The 20,309-nt window shown below is 42.0% G+C and carries 21 protein-coding genes; 16 read left to right on the forward strand and 5 right to left on the reverse strand.

The annotated features are described in order from the left end of the window. Positions 1-14: 14 nt before the first annotated feature. Complete coding sequence (hemE, locus tag Q4533_RS17755; RefSeq protein WP_102436964.1) at positions 15-1,079, reverse strand: uroporphyrinogen decarboxylase; 1,065 nt, start codon at positions 1,077-1,079, stop codon at positions 15-17. Positions 1,080-1,547: 468 nt separating this feature from the next. Here hemE and rsd point away from each other — a divergent pair, with 468 nt between their 5' ends. Then, a complete protein-coding gene (gene rsd, locus Q4533_RS17760) occupies positions 1,548-2,024 on the forward strand; it encodes a sigma D regulator (RefSeq protein WP_198590413.1) in 477 nt (158 codons plus the stop codon). Positions 2,025-2,134: 110 nt separating this feature from the next. Here rsd and Q4533_RS17765 read toward each other — a convergent pair whose 3' ends face one another. After that, positions 2,135-3,178: an MJ1255/VC2487 family glycosyltransferase gene (locus Q4533_RS17765; RefSeq protein WP_303503597.1), complete on the reverse strand. Its 1,044-nt coding sequence runs from the start codon at positions 3,176-3,178 to the stop codon at positions 2,135-2,137. A gap of 41 nt (positions 3,179-3,219) precedes the next feature. After that, complete coding sequence (locus Q4533_RS17770; RefSeq protein WP_102436970.1) at positions 3,220-3,732, reverse strand: phosphatase PAP2 family protein; 513 nt, start codon at positions 3,730-3,732, stop codon at positions 3,220-3,222. Positions 3,733-4,103: 371 nt separating this feature from the next. On the opposite strand from Q4533_RS17770, the gene rraA reads away from it, so the two are divergent. The 13 genes from rraA to Q4533_RS17835 all read left to right on the forward strand — a co-directional run bounded on the left by rraA (position 4,104) and on the right by Q4533_RS17835 (position 15,778). Further along, on the forward strand, positions 4,104-4,589 hold the full coding sequence (gene rraA, locus Q4533_RS17775) for a ribonuclease E activity regulator RraA (protein WP_076539310.1): 486 nt from the start codon (positions 4,104-4,106) through the stop codon (positions 4,587-4,589). 171 nt (positions 4,590-4,760) lie between these two features. Then, positions 4,761-5,792, forward strand: a complete 1,032-nt coding sequence (locus tag Q4533_RS17780) for a formimidoylglutamase (RefSeq protein ID WP_303503600.1) — start codon at positions 4,761-4,763, stop codon at positions 5,790-5,792. A 279-nt stretch (positions 5,793-6,071) separates the two neighbouring features. Next, positions 6,072-6,827: a bifunctional demethylmenaquinone methyltransferase/2-methoxy-6-polyprenyl-1,4-benzoquinol methylase UbiE gene (ubiE, locus tag Q4533_RS17785; RefSeq protein WP_102436973.1), complete on the forward strand. Its 756-nt coding sequence runs from the start codon at positions 6,072-6,074 to the stop codon at positions 6,825-6,827. Continuing rightward, a complete protein-coding gene (locus tag Q4533_RS17790) occupies positions 6,827-7,447 on the forward strand; it encodes an SCP2 domain-containing protein (protein ID WP_102476025.1) in 621 nt (206 codons plus the stop codon). The genes ubiE and Q4533_RS17790 overlap by 1 nt, the downstream gene beginning before the upstream one ends. Further along, entirely contained in the window at positions 7,444-9,093 is a 1,650-nt protein-coding gene (ubiB, locus tag Q4533_RS17795) for a ubiquinone biosynthesis regulatory protein kinase UbiB (protein WP_303503603.1), read from the forward strand. Before Q4533_RS17790 ends, ubiB begins: the two co-directional genes overlap by 4 nt. A 105-nt stretch (positions 9,094-9,198) precedes the next feature. Beyond that, positions 9,199-9,432 carry a Sec-independent protein translocase subunit TatA gene (gene tatA, locus Q4533_RS17800; RefSeq protein WP_076539319.1) on the forward strand — a complete coding sequence of 78 codons (234 nt, stop codon included), beginning with the start codon at positions 9,199-9,201 and terminating at the stop codon, positions 9,430-9,432. A gap of 6 nt (positions 9,433-9,438) precedes the next feature. After that, on the forward strand, positions 9,439-9,837 hold the full coding sequence (tatB, locus tag Q4533_RS17805; protein ID WP_102436979.1) for a Sec-independent protein translocase protein TatB: 399 nt from the start codon (positions 9,439-9,441) through the stop codon (positions 9,835-9,837). A gap of 12 nt (positions 9,838-9,849) precedes the next feature. Continuing rightward, positions 9,850-10,608 (forward strand): twin-arginine translocase subunit TatC, encoded by a 759-nt coding sequence (gene tatC, locus Q4533_RS17810; protein WP_076539321.1) that lies wholly within the window; start codon positions 9,850-9,852, stop codon positions 10,606-10,608. Positions 10,609-10,660: 52 nt separating this feature from the next. Further along, complete coding sequence (locus tag Q4533_RS17815) at positions 10,661-11,179, forward strand: hypothetical protein (RefSeq protein WP_303503605.1); 519 nt, start codon at positions 10,661-10,663, stop codon at positions 11,177-11,179. 3 nt (positions 11,180-11,182) lie between these two features. Then, complete coding sequence (locus Q4533_RS17820; protein ID WP_102436983.1) at positions 11,183-11,980, forward strand: TatD family hydrolase; 798 nt, start codon at positions 11,183-11,185, stop codon at positions 11,978-11,980. After that, complete coding sequence (locus Q4533_RS17825; RefSeq protein WP_303503607.1) at positions 11,980-13,884, forward strand: diguanylate cyclase; 1,905 nt, start codon at positions 11,980-11,982, stop codon at positions 13,882-13,884. Before Q4533_RS17820 ends, Q4533_RS17825 begins: the two co-directional genes overlap by 1 nt. 26 nt (positions 13,885-13,910) lie before the next feature. Then, positions 13,911-14,921 carry a porphobilinogen synthase gene (gene hemB / locus Q4533_RS17830; RefSeq protein ID WP_102436987.1) on the forward strand — a complete coding sequence of 337 codons (1,011 nt, stop codon included), beginning with the start codon at positions 13,911-13,913 and terminating at the stop codon, positions 14,919-14,921. Between the two features lie 305 nt (positions 14,922-15,226). Then, the gene (locus Q4533_RS17835) at positions 15,227-15,778 is read left to right on the forward strand and encodes a thioredoxin family protein (protein ID WP_102476031.1); all 552 of its coding nucleotides are present in this window, start codon (positions 15,227-15,229) and stop codon (positions 15,776-15,778) included. 99 nt (positions 15,779-15,877) lie between these two features. Here Q4533_RS17835 and Q4533_RS17840 read toward each other — a convergent pair whose 3' ends face one another. After that, positions 15,878-16,804, reverse strand: a complete 927-nt coding sequence (locus tag Q4533_RS17840; protein WP_303503609.1) for an exopolyphosphatase — start codon at positions 16,802-16,804, stop codon at positions 15,878-15,880. Then, entirely contained in the window at positions 16,805-18,100 is a 1,296-nt protein-coding gene (gene rhlB / locus Q4533_RS17845) for an ATP-dependent RNA helicase RhlB (protein ID WP_102436991.1), read from the reverse strand. Between the two features lie 153 nt (positions 18,101-18,253). Here rhlB and trxA point away from each other — a divergent pair, with 153 nt between their 5' ends. Beyond that, entirely contained in the window at positions 18,254-18,580 is a 327-nt protein-coding gene (trxA, locus tag Q4533_RS17850; RefSeq protein WP_055023577.1) for a thioredoxin TrxA, read from the forward strand. 345 nt (positions 18,581-18,925) lie between these two features. Next, positions 18,926-20,191 (forward strand): transcription termination factor Rho, encoded by a 1,266-nt coding sequence (rho, locus tag Q4533_RS17855; protein WP_076539336.1) that lies wholly within the window; start codon positions 18,926-18,928, stop codon positions 20,189-20,191. Positions 20,192-20,309 lie beyond the last annotated feature (118 nt).

A 20,309-nucleotide genomic window follows, 5' to 3' on the forward strand; every position in this document is an offset into this window, starting at 1 on the left:
CGCATCATTATCAATTACTTATGATATTTCGCTGATAGCTCATGTACTGAGTTAATGAATGAACCAGCATGTTCTGGGTTAACATGTTGATGGATACCATGACCCAAGTTAAATACATGGCCAGTACCTTCACCGTAAGAAGATAGGATTTGATCCACTTCTTGATGAATACGCTCTGGTGAAGCATAAAGTACAGATGGGTCCATGTTGCCTTGCAGCGCCACTTTATGACCAACACGGCGACGTGCATCACCGATATCAACAGTCCAATCTAAACCGAGCGCATCACAACCAGTTTCAGCCATAGACTCTAACCATAATCCGCCACCTTTAGTGAACAAGGTAACAGGAACTTGGCGACCGTCAGCATGGCGAGTTAGGCCATCAACGATTTTTTGCATGTAACGTAATGAGAACTCACGGTAAGCGTGGTGAGATAACGCACCGCCCCATGAATCAAAGATCATTAACGACTGAGCACCGTTAGCAACTTGTGCATTTAGGTACAAGATAACTGAATCAGCTAACTTGTCTAAAAGCATGTGTAATGCTGCTGGCTCTTCGTAAGCCATTTTCTTAATTTTTTCGAATGTTTTGCTTGAACCACCTTCAACCATATAAGTGGCTAGCGTCCAAGGAGAACCAGAGAAACCAATTAACGGTACTTCACCTTTTAGCTCGCGACGAATCGTGCTTACTGCACGCATCACGTAACCAAGTTCATCTTCTGGATCTGGAATGCAAAGCTTTTTAATCGAGTCAACGGTATCAGCTCGACGTTCAAAACGTGGACCCTCACCAGTTTCAAAGTATAAGCCTAAGCCCATTGCATCTGGAATGGTTAGAATGTCTGAAAATAAAATAGCTGCATCTAAATCATAACGACGTAATGGCTGTAAAGTCACTTCACAAGCCAAGTCTTGGTCTTTACAAAGCGACATGAAATCACCGGCTTGAGCACGGGTTGCTTTGTATTCTGGAAGGTAACGACCAGCTTGACGCATCATCCATACAGGCGTTCTGTCAACAGGCTGTTTTAGTAAAGCGCGTAAATAACGATCATTCTTTAATTCTGCCATTGGGCTTGATTCCTAAACATATATTGATATCCGCTGAACCGTAGTTTAGCGACTTAAGGTATTAATGTAACCAGTTCTGCTAAATTTATGTGAGCTGCCCCTCCTACTAGTATCAAAATTGCTAATATAAACGTTAATATGCTCACAAAAAGGGTTGTTTTTGACTAGGTGTGAAGCTAATTCAACAAAAAAGTTGCACCCTCGCTGCACCTTTGATATAAAAAGTTTGCGCTAGCAAGAACAATCAAGAAGCACGATAAATCGAGCCCTTAAAAATCTATTTGCCCAGCGGTAGCATGCTATCGCTGGGCATTTTTCTTTAGATTACAATAACAAAGAATATTTCCCTCGTAACTCAGCCCATTCCTCTGGTCAATCCATTGCTTCTTTTGCAGAAAAGAGTTGATTAATCACTACTTTCTCTCATACATTAAGTGTTATGTATTGGTTACTAAATTGAGAATGATAATGCTGACAAAACTAGAAAAAGCCGAACAAAAATGGGGTGGCTCCAATAAGCTGGTTGATCAATGGCTGCAGCACCGCAGAGCATTACTGATCCAATACTTCAAAATTGCTGGCCTCGCCCCTTACTCAGTCCCTGCAAAAAGCTTACCTGAACTAGATACCGTTAAGCAGTTTTGCGCTCAATTAGTTGATTATGTCTCTGAAGGTCATTTTGAGGTATACGATCAATTGGTTAATGAGTGTGAAAAATCAGGTGAACAAAGTAAAGCCCGAGCACAACTGTTATTACCACAAATCAGTGAATCAACTGATGCCGCATTAGACTTCAATGACAAATATACTGAAGCAGATAGCGATTCTATGTTGCTAGAATTAGATAGCGATCTCTCTAATTTAGCTCAAGCAATGGAAGCGCGCTTTGCTTTGGAAGATGAGTTACTCGAGCAACTTCATCAGCATCATTCAAAAGTCAGCTAATGTGACTTATTACTTATTACTTATTACTTACCAAAGTAATTAGCAAAGCTAGCGGCTAACTGATTGATCTTGAGTCACAGACAAAGAAAGGCTCGATTTACTGATGCCATTTACTTGCGCCAGTTATCAGGTAGATCGACTTGGGACCATAAATCATGGCAAAGCGCTTGATGTTGATGCCAATTACCTTGTAGTAACCACCCCACCAAGGCATCACCAACTTGCGGATATGCAATAGGCTTGGGCGACGCCCCCTTTAACCATCGGGCTAACATTTTACTATCTAAGCTATCCATACTTTGTCCTGCAGCCAACAGCTCTAATGCTGCTACGTTTGATGATTGCTCAAATTGCCCCTGAAGCGGTTTAACCAGTAGCTTCTTACCTAATGTCATCGCCTCGCTGGCAAGCTCAAAACCTGCATTACCTATTACCCCACCACATTGCGACATGTGTTGTTTAAACCCACAGCGATCAAAGCTGAACCAATTAATATGATCTGGTAATGACTGCTTTGGCTTATTGCCATGGTAAACAAAAAATTGATAGTCAGGAAAAGGCCTTAAAAAAGCTGCTATCGCGTCGGCACTTTCAAAGGGTAAATACACCAAAATTTGATGACTGTGAGCACCACAACTTGGCTCAACTTCTACAAAGGGAGGTAAAATAGCAAAACCGAAATGATGCCAATGACAGCCTAATTTGATATCTGCAGGTGCAAAGTTGTTTAACAGTAATTCATCAAACCAGCTCATTCCCTGTTTAGGTACTGAGTATTGTAAGGACGCTTGATGACTGATCGCAATTGCGGTCACGCCCTGTTTTTTAGCAGCCCAAGCACTCACTGGCTCAAAGTCGTTTAACACTAAATCATAGCCGCTCAAATCAAGTTGTCTCACTTCAGACACAATGGGTGAAGTGATATTTCTTTTAATGGTTTTGCCAATGCTGACTCGCCCGTCTTCGGTAATAAAAGACATGCCCGTTCTAACTTGATAGTCGCCAAAACATTGCATATCAAAGTACTCATCTTTGGCGCGACCACTAAATAAAAAATCAACCTCGATATCAGTTTTACTTAACGCCTTTGCCATGACTCTGGCACGGCTAATATGGCCATTTCCCGTCCCTTGAACACCGTATAATATTTTCATGATTTACCTTGTTTAATGACCAATTTCAGCGCTATGACAAGCTAAATCAACGGCTCGGCTAAGATAACCACACCGACCCCCAACCCAATACCAGCAACAATATCCAATGGATAATGCACCCCAAGCGCTATTCGAGATAATCCAATCGCCACAGCCCAGGTCATTGCGATTGGCCACAATGCAGGAAAAGTCGAAGTGATAGCCATCGCCATAATAAAGGCCGCTGCAGTATGCCCCGATGGCAAACTAAATTTGTCTGATGCCTGAAAGCTGCTATCAAAGCCTGCAAAAGCGGCGCAAGGCCTAGTGCGGCGAATGGCATTTTTAAAGACAAAATATAACGGCAGTTCAATGATAAAACTCACTAACATCAAATTAAAAAACTGACTGCCTTGAGGATGTAAAAACAATAAACCTACCGCCATATACACGTAATAATGGCCATCCCCACTTGCTGAGATTCTTTTCGCTAAAGGGGTTAACTCATGAGTTCGACAAAAAGTAATAATGTGGCAAAACACAAACTTATCCAGTGCGCTAATCGTCATAGCCATACAAAATCCTTATAGTTCAATTGTTCAACCTTAATAAGAACTGTAAATAGGGCTAATGACGCTTAGATGACAAGCTATCGAAACTTTTATGACAATCATAACTTACTCAAAGGAGTCACCACAGACAGGGCAACAATGCAGTTAATCATATAAAAACAAGAACTAAGGCTAATAAAGGGCTTATCACAGCGATAAACAACAGCCGTTTAAGTCATCCCGCCTTAAGACCAAAGACTGAACAACTAACTGATTATCTTTATCAAGTGATGAATATCGCTGTTATTTTCATAAAAAGCTCATATAATTCATATATTATTGCTTTGATAACTGGCGAAAACCTCTGTGAATCGCTAACCCCAAGGAGTGTCACTATGGAATACAACACCTCAGAATTGTGTGATATGTATTTAGATGTCGTTGATGTAGTAGAACCAATGTTCAGTAATTACGGCGGTTGTAGCTCTTTTGGTGGTTCGATTAGTACCATCAAATGTTTTGAAGATAACGGCTTAATTGCTGATGCGCTGCAAGCAGAAGGCGAAGGTAAAGTCTTGTTAGTAGATGGTGGCGGTTCAATGCGCCGTGCATTAATTGATGCCTCGATTGCTGAAATCGCAGTGGCTAACAAGTGGGAAGGCATTATTGTTTACGGCTCAGTACGTGACGTTGACACCCTTGAAGAAATGGATATTGGTATTCAAGCATTAGCTTCAATCCCGATTGGCGCTGACACTAATGGCGTTGGTGAAGTTGAAATCCCAGTTAACTTTGGTGGGGTAACATTCCTGCCATGCGACCATATCTATGCTGACAATACTGGCGTTATCTTATCGCCAGAGCCATTAGATATCGAATAATCGATTGATATTGCTGGTTACATATTACCAGTTTAAATATCGACTAAAGCCAGCTATGCTGGCTTTTTTATGGCCTATTTTTAAGTCATAAGCTCTAAGTATTTGACTCTAGATATGTGGCTCGACATATTAGCCTTAAAGCTAACCCCAATTGAATGAAATAGGTTCTTAATGTTGCAGATAATGACCCGCAGTGAAGTTAATCAATACCTCTCCAGCAGAGATGGCGAAAGCAAACTGGGCCAAACCGTCAAGCTTATCTCCGAATCAGCCCCCTCTTTAGCGGATCTTAAACAGGCACTTTGTGAGGCTAAAACCAATGGGGTGCAATTTGTTATTGTCGGAATTACCGAAGATGCTGGTCCAAGGGCTAACTTAGGCCGCGGCGGCTCATCTGCAGCCTTTAGTGCCACTATGCAACAATGGCTTAATTTGCAGTCCAACCGCTACCTTGATGGTAAACAGTGTCTTATTTTAGGGGAAATATCTCAGGCCCCACTGCCAGAAGCGGCATCCCTAGAAGAGTTAAGGCAAGCGACTAAAGAACTTGATAACCAAGTCATTAGTGTGATCAGCCAAATTATGGCAGCAGAGCTTGAGCCCATAGTGATCGGCGGCGGTCATAACAATGCATATGGCATGCTAATGGCGACTAAGGCTCACTTTAATCAGGCGGCTGCGGCAGTAAACCTTGATCCCCATAGCGATTTTCGCCCACGGGAAGGGCGCCACAGTGGCAACGGATTTAGCTATGCTGCAGCCAATGGCGCACTGGCTTATTACCATGTGCTAGGTTTACATGAGCTAAAAAACACTGAAGCCACCTTAGAGCAATTAAGCTTATTTGGCGGTCATTGGCACAGCTTTCAGCAAATTTGGGTCAGACGAGAAATCGACTTAAGCCAAGCGCTGCAACAAATCGCCAGCAATCTTAATCAAACTCAACTGCCAGTGGCCTTAGAAATTGATGTAGATGCCATCGCCAAAATGCCCAGCAGCGCATCCACTTTTGCCGGTGTGCCCTTGTTAGATGCCTGCCACTATATTCATCATATCGCTAAACACTGCCCTTGTGCTTATCTGCATATTGCTGAGGCCGCGCCTCAATGTCACGATGCGGGTGATATGGCTGGTAAACGTGATGTAGGCCAAAGTGTCAGTGAATTAATGTACAGTTATATCCAGGCAAGAAAAGTAAGCTAGCTTAAGCAAGGGATATTTGAACTTCTCTCGCTTAAGGATCGTACAAAATTAAGCTGTTAAATTTATTGCACGCTATTACCTAATACTTTCACTATTCAATAACTGTGAATTTTATGCTCTAATGCAGGGCAATTTTGATGAGATAGAATAATACGCTGTCTTAACGCATTCTTAGCTATTTCAAGTAAACTTGATCACATTCTGGCTGATTGAAGTTTCTGCAAAGCAAGCAATGACATACACTCGCTGTTAATTACCGCACATTATAGGAATACACAGATGTCTGAGGGCGACCCAAAGAACACCCATTTTGGTTACAAAACCGTTGATTCAGAGAAAAAAGCGGATTTAGTTGCTGACGTATTTCATTCGGTTGCTGCTAAATACGACATCATGAATGATGTTATGTCATTCGGTGTACACCGTTTTTGGAAACGTCACACGATTGCGACCGCAGGCGCAAGACCGGGCATGAAAGTACTTGACCTTGCTGGCGGCACCGGTGATTTAACCGCTAAATTCTCACACCTTGTGGGTGAGCGCGGCCAGGTTATTCTTGCTGACATTAATGATTCAATGCTTAAAGTTGGCCGTACTAAATTGCGCGACAAAGGCATTGTTAGCAATGTCAGTTACGTACAAGCTAATGCTGAAGCACTGCCGTTTCCTGACAATCATTTTGATATTATTACCATTGCGTTTGGTTTACGTAATGTGACCGATAAAGACGCAGCATTACGCTCGATGCGCCGGGTACTAAAACCTGGCGGAAAGTTATTAGTGCTTGAGTTCTCAAAACCTCAACACGAAGTCATGCGTAAAGTTTATGACCTTTATAGCTTTAAAGTGTTGCCTAAAATGGGCGCACTAATTACCCAAGATGCTGACAGCTATGAATACCTAGCTGAATCAATTCGCATGCATCCAGATCAAGAAACCTTAAAGCAAATGATGCTTGATGCCGGTCTTGAACAAGTTGACTACACCAATATGACTGATGGTGTTGTCGCCTTACATCGCGGTTATAAATTCTAATGCTGCCGAACCACTGTTCATTACTGGCTTGTGCTGCAATGGAAACTGCTCTCGGACAGTTACAAGCACAAGATCAGGGTGAATATGCGCGACTAAAGCCGTTGCACGGTAAAGTATTCAAAATTCAGTTAACCCAAGTTAGTTGGCCAATATACCTTATTTTTGCACCGCAAATTCAAGTCATGAGCGCTTATGAAGCCACTGTTGACGTCAGTATTACTGCTGATGTCACTACTCTTTATAAGGTGACTGAAGGGGCTAACCTTACCGAGCTCATTAAGCAAGATAAGCTGATCCTCGATGGCGATATCAACTTATTGCAAAGCTTTAGTCATTACTTAAAGCACATTGAGTTAGATTTTGCCGAGCCATTATCAAAGTATATTGGTGATGCCCCGACTCATATGTTGCTGACTAATACCAAACACTTAGCCAGTTCAATGAAGCAAGTGTTTGAAAAGTCGCTCTCTCATGTGGGTCAATTAACCACTGAAGAATATCGACTCGCCCCTCATCAAATCGACTTCATTCATTTTCGTGATAATCTGGAACAGCTTGTTGATAGAACAACAAGCATTGAGTCCAAGATAGCAAAATTAAGAGAAAAAATTACCCCATGACAATTGCAAGTATCAGGCGTGGTTACCAAGTCATAAAAACTGTACTCCATTACGGCTTAGATGATGTTTTACCCAAAAATAAAACTCCCTGGTACTTTTCACTTCTGCGAAATTGTTTCTTTTGGATCCGCAACCAACACAAAGACAAATCTTCTGCTGAACGTTTAAAGCTGGCGATGCAAGATTTAGGACCGGTTTACATCAAGCTGGGACAAATGCTGTCAACTCGCCGTGACTTACTCAATGATGAGTGGGCCAGTGAGCTGGCGATGTTGCAAGACCGCGTACCACCTTTTGATTCAACCCTTGCCCGCCAAGCTATTGAAGCAGAACTAAAAGCGCCGATAGACTCATTATTTGACAACTTTGAAGACATTCCCTTAGCGTCAGCATCCATATCTCAAGTTCACACTGCTAACTTGAAAGAAAATGGCGCAGAGGTGGTGTTAAAAGTTTTACGTCCCAACGTTGAAGCGCAAGTTAATGCTGATTTACAACTGATGTGCCAAGCGGCCAATTTACTTGAAAAGCTATTAGGTGAAGGCAATCGTCTGCGCCCTGCTGAAGTCATTGATGATTATCGCACCACCATTTTAGGCGAGCTAAACCTTAAACTAGAGGCGCTCAATGCCATCAAGCTACGTAACAATTTTTTAGACTCTGATAGCTTGTATGTGCCTTATGTTTATGAAGATTATTGCTACCCTCGCCTAATGGTAATGGAGCGTGTTTACGGCATTCCTGTTTCAGATATTGAAGCCTTAAAAGCCCAAGGGACTAATTTAAAGCTTTTGGCTGAACGCGGTGTTGAGCTGTTTTTCACCCAAGTATTTCGTGATAATTTTTTCCATGCTGACATGCACCCTGGCAATATTTTTATAAGCCGTGCACACCCTGACAATCCATTTTATATCGGCATGGATTGCGGCATTATGGGCACCCTTAATGATGTCGACAAACGCTATTTAGCAGAAAATTTCTTAGCCTTTTTTAATCGTGATTATCAGCGTATTGCCCAGCTTTATATTGAATCGGGTTGGGTATCAGAAAACACTGACGTACTGGCATTTGAGCAAGCGGTTAAAGTGGTTTGCGAACCCATGTTTAATAAGCCATTAGACGAAATCTCATTTGGCCATGTGTTACTGGAGTTATTTCGCACTGCCCGCCGATTCGATATCGTCGTGCAACCACAACTTGTTTTACTCGAAAAAACATTACTTTACATTGAAGGCTTAGGTCGTCAGCTGTACCCACAGCTAGACTTATGGTCAACAGCTAAACCGTTTTTAGAGCAGTGGATGTCTGAACAAGTCGGCCCGAAAGCCATTTTTGATAAAGTTAAAATGAAGAGCCCTTATTGGGCTGAAAAGCTGCCAGAATTTCCAGAACTTATCTATGACAATTTAAAAATGGGTCGAAAACTACTGGGCACCCAACAACAAATGCTTGATAAGTACCTAAAATTTCAACATAAAGCCCATAAAAGTAATTACTTATTAATAACAGCTGCTGTAATGTTGATCTGTGGCACAATATTATTAAACCAATACGCTACACTATGGCCTGCTTACATTTGTATCACATCAGGTATAGTGCTTTGGTTCACAGGATGGCGATCCAGACCAAAAAACCGTAAATTTTAACTAGCACTTATACATTAGAGGTTCATAATACTCTATGTATAAAGGTTACAATTGTGAATGTAAAAATTCCAACATCATGTTTTTATTCTTATAGAGGAAATGTTCATGGGCGGCATCAGTATTTGGCAGCTTCTAATTATTGCGTTAATTGTTGTGTTGTTATTCGGAACTAAAAAATTACGTTCTTTAGGTGGCGATTTAGGTGGGGCTGTTAAGGGCTTCAAAAATGCAATGAATCCTGAAGATGAAGAAAAGAAGTCTCTAGAAGACAGCACTGCGAAAAAGTCTGAACAGGCAACTGAGCAGAAATCCGAGTCAAAGGATAAAGAACAGGCGTAATTCATTATGTTTGACGGTATTGGCTTTATGGAGCTACTGCTGATTGGAATTTTGGGGCTTGTGGTTCTCGGCCCCGAAAGACTTCCGGTTGCAGTACGTTCAATATCTGAGTGGATCCGCTCATTAAAGCGGATGGCAAACTCAGTCAAAGATGAATTAGAGCAAGAGCTTAAAATTGATCAGCTTCATGCTGACCTTAAAAAAGCAGAAAGCAAAGGTTTGTCGAACCTATCACCTGAACTACAAGAGTCCATTGATCAGCTAAAAGATGCTGCAAAATCGGTTAATCGTCCCTATCAAGTTGACGAAGTAGCCAAAGATACCTCTGCAGCTACACCCGCTGAAAGTTCTACTGCCAAAAGTGAACAAGCAAACGACTCTGACAGTTCAAATACCAAAAGCTAACACGGGTAACCAATGTCACAACAGCTACCTCTTATCAGTCATTTGCTTGAGTTACGAAATAAGTTACTTAGAGCTATCGGCAGCGTATTGCTGGTATTTATCTGCTTAGTTTATTGGGCAAATGACATTTACCATTATATGGCAATCCCATTAATGCAATCACTGCCAGAGACCGGCAGTATGATTGCAACGGATGTAGCCGCGCCCTTTTTTGCGCCATTTAAATTAACCTTAGTGTTATCATTTTTTGTGGCGATCCCCTACGTACTATTTCAAGTATGGTCATTTGTGGCGCCCGGTTTATACAAACACGAAAAGCGCATGATTATGCCGCTGCTATTTAGCAGTACGGTATTATTTTACCTCGGTATTGCTTTCGCCTATTACGTGGTATTTCCGGTGGTATTTGCGTTTTTCACCAGTGTCGCACCAGAAGGAGTGCAAGTAGCAACCGACATTAGTAGCTATTTAAGTTTTATCTTAAAGCTATTTTTTGCTTTTGGTTTAGCCTTTGAAATCCCTGTAGCCGTAGTATTAATGTGCTGGGCTGGCGTGACAACACCAGATGAGCTTAAACAAAAACGCCCTTACATTGTTGTAGGTGCATTTGTGGTTGGCATGATGCTAACGCCACCTGATATTATTTCACAAACAATGTTAGCGATTCCTATGTTAATATTATTTGAAGGTGGTTTATTAGCAGCTAGGCTATATACCCCAAAAGAAGATACAGATAACGAAGAGCCAGAGAACGAGAAAGCTGATAGTTAAATTGCGCATCGCACTCATGGACTAGTTAACCAATAAAAAGAAGGATTCTGTAATGCGTTTAACTTTGATTGCCACTTTTGCTTTGGCTATCTCTTCTCAAGCACAGGCCAGTGTTGAGCAACAACTGGCGAGCTGTGCAGCTCAAACTGACAAACTTGACCGGCTAATGTGTTACGACACATTAGCCGCGTCAGTTAACACCTCCCTCACTTCAGCGACAACAGAGACTGCTACTGCGGTATCGACGCCAGCAGTAGTAACTGCATCTGCCGTAACAACGGCTGCAGTTGCAACGTCTAACAATCCTACTGCAGAACAAGAGTTTGGTCTTAAAAAGAAGGTCGATGAGGATGTCACTCGCCTTTATGCTGACGTTGTATCGGTAAAAAAAGATCCTTACGGCTCATTAATTATTACCCTGTCTAATAATCAAACTTGGAAGCAATCAGGTACTGACCGCTATAAAGTGAAAAAAGATCAAACCGTCTTTGTTGAAAAAGGCGCTCTCGGTTCATTCCTACTGGGCAGCGATGATCGTAACTCCACTATTCGAGTGAAGCGTTTAAAGTAAATCATGCCGCAGCATATCGACATAGCCGTTAATTTGCTTAGCAGCAGGTTAATCGCTGATATTGACAACATAGTGACTCAAGCGGCGCAACATCATGTTTCGCCGTTAATTGTTATTGGCAGTGATATTACTGAAAGTAGCGACAGCGCCTCGCTGTGCGCAAAATACCCTCAGCAACTCTATAGCACTGCAGGGGTTCACCCTCACCACGCCAGTAGCTGGAATGCTGCCAGTGCTGATGAGATAAAAACCTTAGCAGCATTAAAGCAAGTGGTTGCTATTGGTGAATGCGGTTTAGATTATAATCGCGACTTTTCTCCCCGTAATGCCCAGCGCCTTGCCTTTCACGCCCAACTTGAATTGGCAGTTGCATTACAAATGCCGGTACTGATGCACTGTCGTGACGCTCACGAGGACTTTATTGCAATAGTAAGTCAATATCGCCACAAGCTCCCTGCAGCGCTGCTGCATTGCTTTACGGGCAGCAAAGATGAGTTACTTGCTTGTCTTGAATTAGATTTACATATCGGCATAACTGGCTGGGTATGCGATGAACGTCGCGGCGCTGAGCTGGCGAGCATAGTGCCATTGATCCCAAACAACCGCTTAATGGTTGAAACTGACAGCCCTTATTTATTACCTCGCAGCATGCGCCCTAAACCCAAATCTAGCAAAAATTTGCCACAATACTTGCCCTATATTGCCGAGTATATTGCTAATCTTCGTCAGCAACCCTATGCAGAGCTGGCAGCCCATTGCTACACCAACAGCCAGCGTTTTTTTAACCTAGGGCAGGATTAATGCAGCAAGTGCATTGGGCGTTTAAAGCATTTACTTTGTTTTTTATTATATTGCTAACTCAATTACAAGCAGCCCACGCGCTTGCCGTTGAGCACGCCAATACCCCGCTAAGATTAACCGCCTCATCCATTACAAAAATCAAATTAACGGATTGGATGTATATCAATCAGTCTCAAGATATTGAAGAGCTTGCCAGCTTAACACTGCTAAAAAATAGCCAACAAGATTGGCGCAAGTTAAGCCGCGGCGATATGCGTAAAATTGGCGCTAAAAATACTTGGTTGAGTTTTAGTATTTTTAGCCCTAATGACCATCTATCACGCATGATAGCGCTGAATAACCCACTGCTAGATAGCATGAAACTATATCATTTAGTCAATAACAAATTAGTAAAAGTGGAGCTAATGGGTGATAGCTATCCGTTTAAACAGCGCCCACTGCAAAGTAATTTATTTCTTTACCCCTTTGAATTACAGCCAAACGAAACACATACCTTTTACTTAAAAATCGATAATCGCGGCAGCTTAAAATTTCCATTGGTACTATGGAGTAAAAATGATTACAGCCATGCCATTGAGTCTCAAAGCCTTGCTAATGGCTTTCAAATTGGGATATTGATTGCCATTGGGCTATTTAGTTTGTTTATTGCCCTCGCATCAGGGTCTTTTAGTTATAGTTACTATAGTGGCTATGTACTCAGTTTAACTCTACTTGTGGCCACTATTCATGGTATTGCCTTTCAATATTTATGGCCCACACTGCCGGTGGTGCAAAACTTAGCCATTCCAATATTAATCCCGATAGCCTTAGCTTTTGCGCTGATGTTTACCGAAAAAGTGATGCTACTTAAATATCATAATAAACCGATGCTATTAGTCGGTCGTTACCTTGCGGTTTACTGCGTTTTACTGAGTCTGGTTATCTCGTTTATTGATTTTAAATTCAGCTTATATTTGCTCACTTTCTCGGTAATCGCCATTAGCTGTGTACTGATTACAGTATCTTTAATACAAGTAATTAAAGGCAGTAAAAATGCACGTTTATATGCTATTGCCCGTATCGGGCTATTTATTGGTGCCATTCTCAGCGGGCTCATTTATCTGGGCTATTTACAGTGGTATATGCCAGCGCATACTCCAATGATGATCGGACTGACCTTTGAAGTCATTGTCATGGCTGCAGTGCTAGCAGTGCGCTATAACGATGAACGAAAAGCCAAACTTCAAATGCAAAAAAAGGCCCTAGAGCAAGCCCAAAAACTACAACAAAACCGTGATGAAGCTTTAAAAGCAGAAGCGAGAACCAATGAACGTCTCGAACAAATGGTCGCTGAGCGGACTCTTGAGCTCGAAGTCACCTTACGTGAGCTAAATGATGCCAATCAAAAGCTGCAGCAACAAAGCACCACTGACAGTTTAACTGGGGTAAAAAATAGAAACGCCTTTGATAAACGCCTAACCGCAGAAGGACGCATTAGTCGTCGTCAGCAAACCTCACTTGCTATCCTAATGGTTGATATTGATAAATTTAAACAGATTAATGATCAATTTGGTCACCTTGCTGGCGACCTTGCAATTAAAGTGATTGCGACAACAATTTCTGAGTTTTTAAAACGACCAACCGATCTGGTGTCACGTTTTGGAGGTGAAGAGTTTGCTATTATATTACCAAATACTGATAGTGTAGGAGCGATGCTATTGGCTGAAAGAATTCGCCAAGCAATCTCTAATTTATCAATCGATTGGGATAATAACCCTATTTCCCTTTTCGTAAGTATCGGTGTGAGCGCTGCCATTATCGAAACCAATGAACAGCCAACTCAGTTACTTGAACAAGCAGATAAAGCGCTTTACCAAGCTAAGCGCAGTGGACGAAATCAGGTTTGTCTGTTTTCGTCTGATTAAGATCAGTCTAATTTCAGGAGTCGAATGTGAATATAATTACTAGTGCTTTTCCACAGCGCAGAATGCGCCGCATGCGTAAACATGATTTCAGCCGCCGTTTAATGTCAGAAAACAAACTGTCGGTGAATGACCTTATCTACCCAATGTTTGTTCTTGAAGGCAACAATCGCACCGAAAAAGTGGCGTCGATGCCGGGTGTTGAACGCTATTCAATCGACTTATTACTCAAAGAAGCCGCTGAATTAGTCGAACTTGGCATTCCTTTGATTGCCCTGTTCCCAGTTACACCTGCGGAAAAGAAAACCCTCATGGCTGAAGAAGCTTACAATTGTGACGGTTTAGTACAGCGCGCCGTACGTGAGTTAAAACAAGCTTTTCCTGAGCTTGGGATTATGACAGATGTGGCACTTGACCCCTTCACCACCCATGGTCAAGACGGCATTATTGATGACACAGGTTACATCCTTAACGACATCACCACTGAGATCTTAGTCAAACAAGCCTTATCACACGCTGAAGCCGGCGCTGACATTGTCGCTCCTTCAGACATGATGGATGGCCGAATTGGCGCTATTCGTGAAGCATTAGAAGCTGCAGGCCACGTTAACACTCAAATTATGGCATATTCAGCCAAATACTCTTCTAGTTACTACGGCCCTTTCCGTGACGCTGTCGGCTCAGCAGGTAACCTTAAAGGTGGCAACAAGCATAGCTACCAAATGGATCCAGCCAATAGCGATGAAGCCTTACATGAAGTCGCATTAGATATTCAAGAAGGTGCAGACATGGTAATGGTAAAGCCTGGCATGCCATACCTTGATATCGTTCGCCGCGTAAAAACCGAACTAGCAGTGCCGACTTTTGCATACCAAGTGAGTGGCGAATATGCCATGCACATGGCAGCAATTCAAAATGGCTGGTTAGCCGAAAAGGCTATCGTGATGGAATCACTGCTGTGCTTTAAGCGCGCTGGCGCCGATGGTATTTTAACTTACTTTGCTAAAAGCGCAGCTCAGTGGCTTAAAGAAGATAAGTAAATAAAAATGTTATTTATACAAGATGAATAACAAACAGGAGACCTATTGGTCTCCTTTTTTATAGCGCATTTTGCAGGCTAAATGATTCAAATTGATTACAAAGGCGACTAAAACACCCCCCAATAGTGACATTCATCGCCGTAGCAATAAACATTAACTCTTGCTAATGCACTATGAGCCAGTGCAAAGTTATCTTTGAATTTTACTTATATTAGTGATCTAGCTAACAGCTAGCTAATATTCAACTTCACTAACCTAAGGTTAAATGATTGAATTGTTTTATTGTTCTTTCTTGAGGCCTTATCATGCATAACACTGTTAAAACATTATTAGCTACAACCGCAATTTTCTTTGGCAGCCATTTGGTTGCTGGCTCAGCCATGGCTGGCAGTGGTTGTTCATTCGATGAAGAGCAAACAGGCTTCATGGCAACATGCAGCGAGGAGAAACAAGAAGTGATTATTACCGGACTTGTTGATATTTCAACACTTGAAAAAGACTTACCAGGTTACGCTGCAGAGTATGAGCAGTATAAAATTGATGCTGCCGCATTAACTGAATTAAAAGCGGTAACTACCCCAACAAATATCGTGGTAATTATTGGTACTTGGTGCCCTGATTGCCATCGTGAAACGCCACGTTTCATGCGCCTTATCGAAGAAGCGGCCAATCCGAATATTACCGTGACTTACATAGGTATTGATCGCAGCAAAGTTGATCCAGAAGGCCTAGCGGCAGCATATGAATTCACCCGAATCCCGACCTTTATCATTCAGCAACAAGATGAAGAAATTGGCCGAATCGTTGAACGTCCAACAGTGTCGCTGGAACAAGATTTAGTCAACATTCTGAAATAGTCTGTTTTGAAAGCCTCTTGAGTTTTTTCAGGCAAATAAAAACGGGATCAAATGATCCCGTTTTTTGTATTCGATTTTTATTACAAGGTCATTAAAGCATTAAGCCATTCTTGCAGCCAACATGCTTAGCACTCCTTCACGCAGCGCACCACCCGATAAATTAAGCGACTCAATATCAAGTAACTCAAATAAGGCGATTAAAATCGCAATCCCTGAGGCAAATGTCGGTGCTTTTTCAGCAGATAAGCCTTGAATATGATGCAGTGACTCATTTTGCTGTGCCAACACTTCGTCTCTAAAACGATGCAGCACTTTCAAAGTGATGATCTCAGACAGCTCGCGATGATGAAGTACTGACACCACAGACTGTACAGCCCCTGATGCGCCCACAACGCCTTGCCAACCCAATTGTGTCAGTTGTTGCAAGCAAGGCTTCAGCGCCATCAGTACCGCAGCTTTAGCTTGCTCAAAATCAGCCATTAGATAAGGCGTTTGCTTAAAAAACTGTTGATTAAAGCGCACACAGCCAAAGTCTAAACTGGTTTTAAACAGCACTTGATTACCATTTCCGATAATAAACTCAGTACTGGCGCCGCCAATATCAATCACCAAGCGTTGGCCGCCACCTTCTGTAGTGGCCGCCATACCTTGGTAAATTAATTCAGCTTCTCGCAAACCACTAATGACTTCAATCGGATGACCTAAAATCGGTAATGCCCGTTGGTGAAACTCATCAGCATTGCTGATCACACGTAAAGTTGCGGTGGCAAATACCGCCACATGCTCAGCTGCGACTTGATGTTTATCAAGCATCTCAGCAAACATTTGCAAACAATCTAGCCCGCGCTGTAATACGGCTTCATCAAGACGGTTATCAGCCCCAATACCTTCAGCCAAACGTACTTTACGTTTGTATTTTGCAATAATAGTGGGTTGGCCGTTCAGGGTGTGAGCGACCAACATATTAAAACTATTTGAGCCGAGTGTTATCGCGGCATATGCAGGCATTGCAGCTGTCATTGTCATTTACGAATGTCTACGTGCCCTTTGAGGTGGACGTCCACCACTGCGATGCGCACCACTTCTCGCACCATCACGCGTACGTGTTGTTGGGTGCTTACGATGGATACGAACCGGTGGCGGTAAATCGTCTAGCAAAGCTTCACGATCATAATTAGTGACTGGTATTGAGTGCTTAATATACGTCTCAATGGCCGGTAAATTCAGTGCGTACTCTTCACAAGCAAAACTCACTGACACACCTTTTTGTCCTGCACGACCTGTACGACCAATACGGTGAACGTAATCTTCACAATCATCTGGTAAATCATAGTTATAAACATGAGATACATCAGAAATATGTAAGCCACGCGCCGCCACATCAGTTGCAACTAACACATCAAGCGCGCCTGAAGTAAATTGCTCTAAAATGCGAATACGTTTTTTCTGCGGTACATCACCGGTTAATAACCCCACTCGATGGCCGTCGCCTTCTAACCATGACCACACCTTTTCACAGCTGTGTTTGGTGTTTGAAAATACGATAGCCTTTTCTGGCCAATCTTCTTCCATTAATGTCAGAAGCAAACGCATTTTATCTTCAGTCGAAGGGTAGAAAATTTCTTCTTTGATGTTCTTTGAGGTTTTTTCGCCAGGTGAGACTTCAACTTTTTCTGGATCATTCATATGATCGTAAGCTAATTCCTGAACCTTCATTGATAACGTCGCTGAAAACAACATATTTAAGCGTGACTTAGCATCAGGCATACGCCTAAACAAGAAACGAATATCTTTAATAAAACCTAAATCGAACATGCGATCAGCTTCATCAAGCACAACGGCTTGAATTGCATTTAAACTGATCACACCTTGGCGTACGTAATCGATAATACGACCCGTAGTACCAATTAAAATATCAACACCAGCATCAAGCACTTGGCGTTGAACATCATAACTCTCACCGCCATAAACAATACCGACTTTTAAACCCGTATGTCGTGCAAGCAATTTAGCATCTTTGGCAATCTGAATCGCAAGTTCGCGAGTCGGTGCCATGATGATAGCTCTAGGCTGATTAATTTGACGACCTTCTGGCTCAGCAACTGAGAGAAGGTGGTGAAAAGTGGCCACTAAAAAGGCCATTGTCTTGCCAGTTCCTGTTTGTGCCTGGCCAGCAATATCTTTTTGTTGTAATAAAATGGGAAGAGATAACGCCTGAATTGGCGTACAAAATTCAAAGCCATTTTCGTTCAAAGCCTGTATAACCTCTGACTTCAGAGGGAAGTCGGCGAATCTTTGTGTTGATAAATGTGTTTCGCTCATAGCGCAAGCATACCCGTTAGTGTTGCAAAAAAAGACTCGATCGTTTCAAATAGCTACATTAATAGAACGGTCACTTGAAAAGCTATTTAACCGTCCCAATATACATGGTAAGCCATTAATAAACTAGCAATGGTGCCAAATCTGGAGATCTACATGAGCGATAAAATTGTATACCTAAGCGATGACAGCTTCGAAAACGACGTCATTAACTCAGAATTACCAGTACTGGTAGACTTCTGGGCAGAGTGGTGTGGTCCTTGTAAAATGATTGCCCCAATCCTAGACGACGTGGCTGAAGAGTACGCGGGTAAGCTAACTGTAGCTAAATTAAACGTTGACCAAAATAATGTTTCACCTGCTAAGTACGGTGTACGTGGCATTCCAACATTATTAATGTTTAAAGGCGGCGAGTTAGTTGCTACTAAAGTGGGTGCTTTATCAAAAACTCAACTTAAAGAGTTTATTGACGCACAAGCTTAATCAAGTCTATTTATAAAATCGCGGCACTATTGATTAATGACATAACCTGCTAACCCCGTTAGCAGGTTATTGCTAAAAAAAACGCTATTTTAGTGTAATGAACAACAATCAATTTTAATAATGTTGCGTGTTTTACGTTTGAAAAGTGACAATCGGCACAATATATGAACAATTTGTGCCGTTTTTTCGCTAAAATTCTGGACGCACTGCCCATATAGTGCTAATTTATTCATCAGATTTTTCAACCAAACCCCTACTCGCTTATCAATCGACTATTTCAATTTCGTAAGACCCAAAGAAAGATTGATTGCAGTAAGCATCGTCGCGTAATACAAGACCCCCAACATGAATTTAACTGAATTAAAAGACACGTCTATATCAGATCTGGTTTCACTAGCAGATAGCATGAAATTAGAGAACATGGCCCGTGCCCGTAAACAGGACATCATCTTCTCTATTCTGAAATCCCACGCCAAAAGCGGTGAAGACATTTTTGGTGGCGGTGTGCTTGAAATCCTCCAAGATGGTTTCGGCTTTTTAAGAAGCTCAGATGGTTCATATTTAGCAGGCCCTGATGACATTTATGTCTCTCCTAGCCAAATCAGACGCTTCAATATGCGTACCGGTGATACCATCTTTGGTAAAATCCGCCCACCGAAAGATGGTGAACGCTATTTTGCACTCTTAAAAGTTAACGAAGTTAACTTCGATAAGCCTGAAAATTCTCGCACAAAAATCCTCTTTGAAAACCTTACCCCACTGCATGCAGAAGAACGTATGCGTATGGAACGTGGTAATGGTTCAACAGAAGACATCACCTCACGTATTTTGGATCTATGTTCTCCAATTGGTAAAGGTCAGCGTGGTTTGATTGTGGCTCCGCCTAAAGCGGGTAAAACCTTATTGCTACAAAACATGGCGCAAAGCATTACCTATAACAACCCAGAAGTGGTGTTAATGGTATTACTTATCGATGAACGTCCTGAAGAAGTAACCGAAATGCAGCGCATGGTAAAAGGTGAAGTTATTGCTTCTACCTTTGATGAGCCAGCAAGTCGTCACGTTCAAGTTGCTGAAATGGTTATTGAAAAAGCCAAGCGCTTAGTTGAACACAAAAAAGACGTGGTTATCTTATTAGATTCAATCACTCGTCTTGCCCGTGCATACAACACAGTAATCCCATCATCAGGTAAAGTGCTTACTGGTGGTGTTGATGCAAACGCATTACATCGTCCAAAACGTTTCTTCGGTGCTGCACGTAACATCGAACATGGCGGCAGCTTAACCATTATCGCAACAGCGCTTGTGGATACTGGCTCTAAAATGGATGAAGTTATTTACGAAGAATTTAAAGGTACTGGTAACCAAGAGTTACACCTTTCTCGTAAAGCAGCTGAAAAACGCGTTTTCCCTGCAATCGACTTTAACCGCTCTGGTACTCGTCGTGAAGAGAAACTAACCACGCCTGATGAGCTACAGAAGATGTGGATTTTACGTAAAATCCTTAATCCTATGGATGAAGTTACCGGCATGGAATTCCTTATCGATAAATTGGCAATGACCAAAACTAACGATGAGTTCTTCACTGCAATGAAACGCGCTAAGAGTTAATTCTCTTTATTGTTTTAATACAGTAACGAAACTGAATACAAAAATGCCGCTAACTGAGTTAGCGGCATTTTTATTGGGTTACTTTGTTTGCTTAACTAAATGTATTGTTAGTTTCTTT

This window comes from Shewanella sp. 6_MG-2023 (assembly GCF_030547195.1).
GTDB lineage: Bacteria > Pseudomonadota > Gammaproteobacteria > Enterobacterales > Shewanellaceae > Shewanella.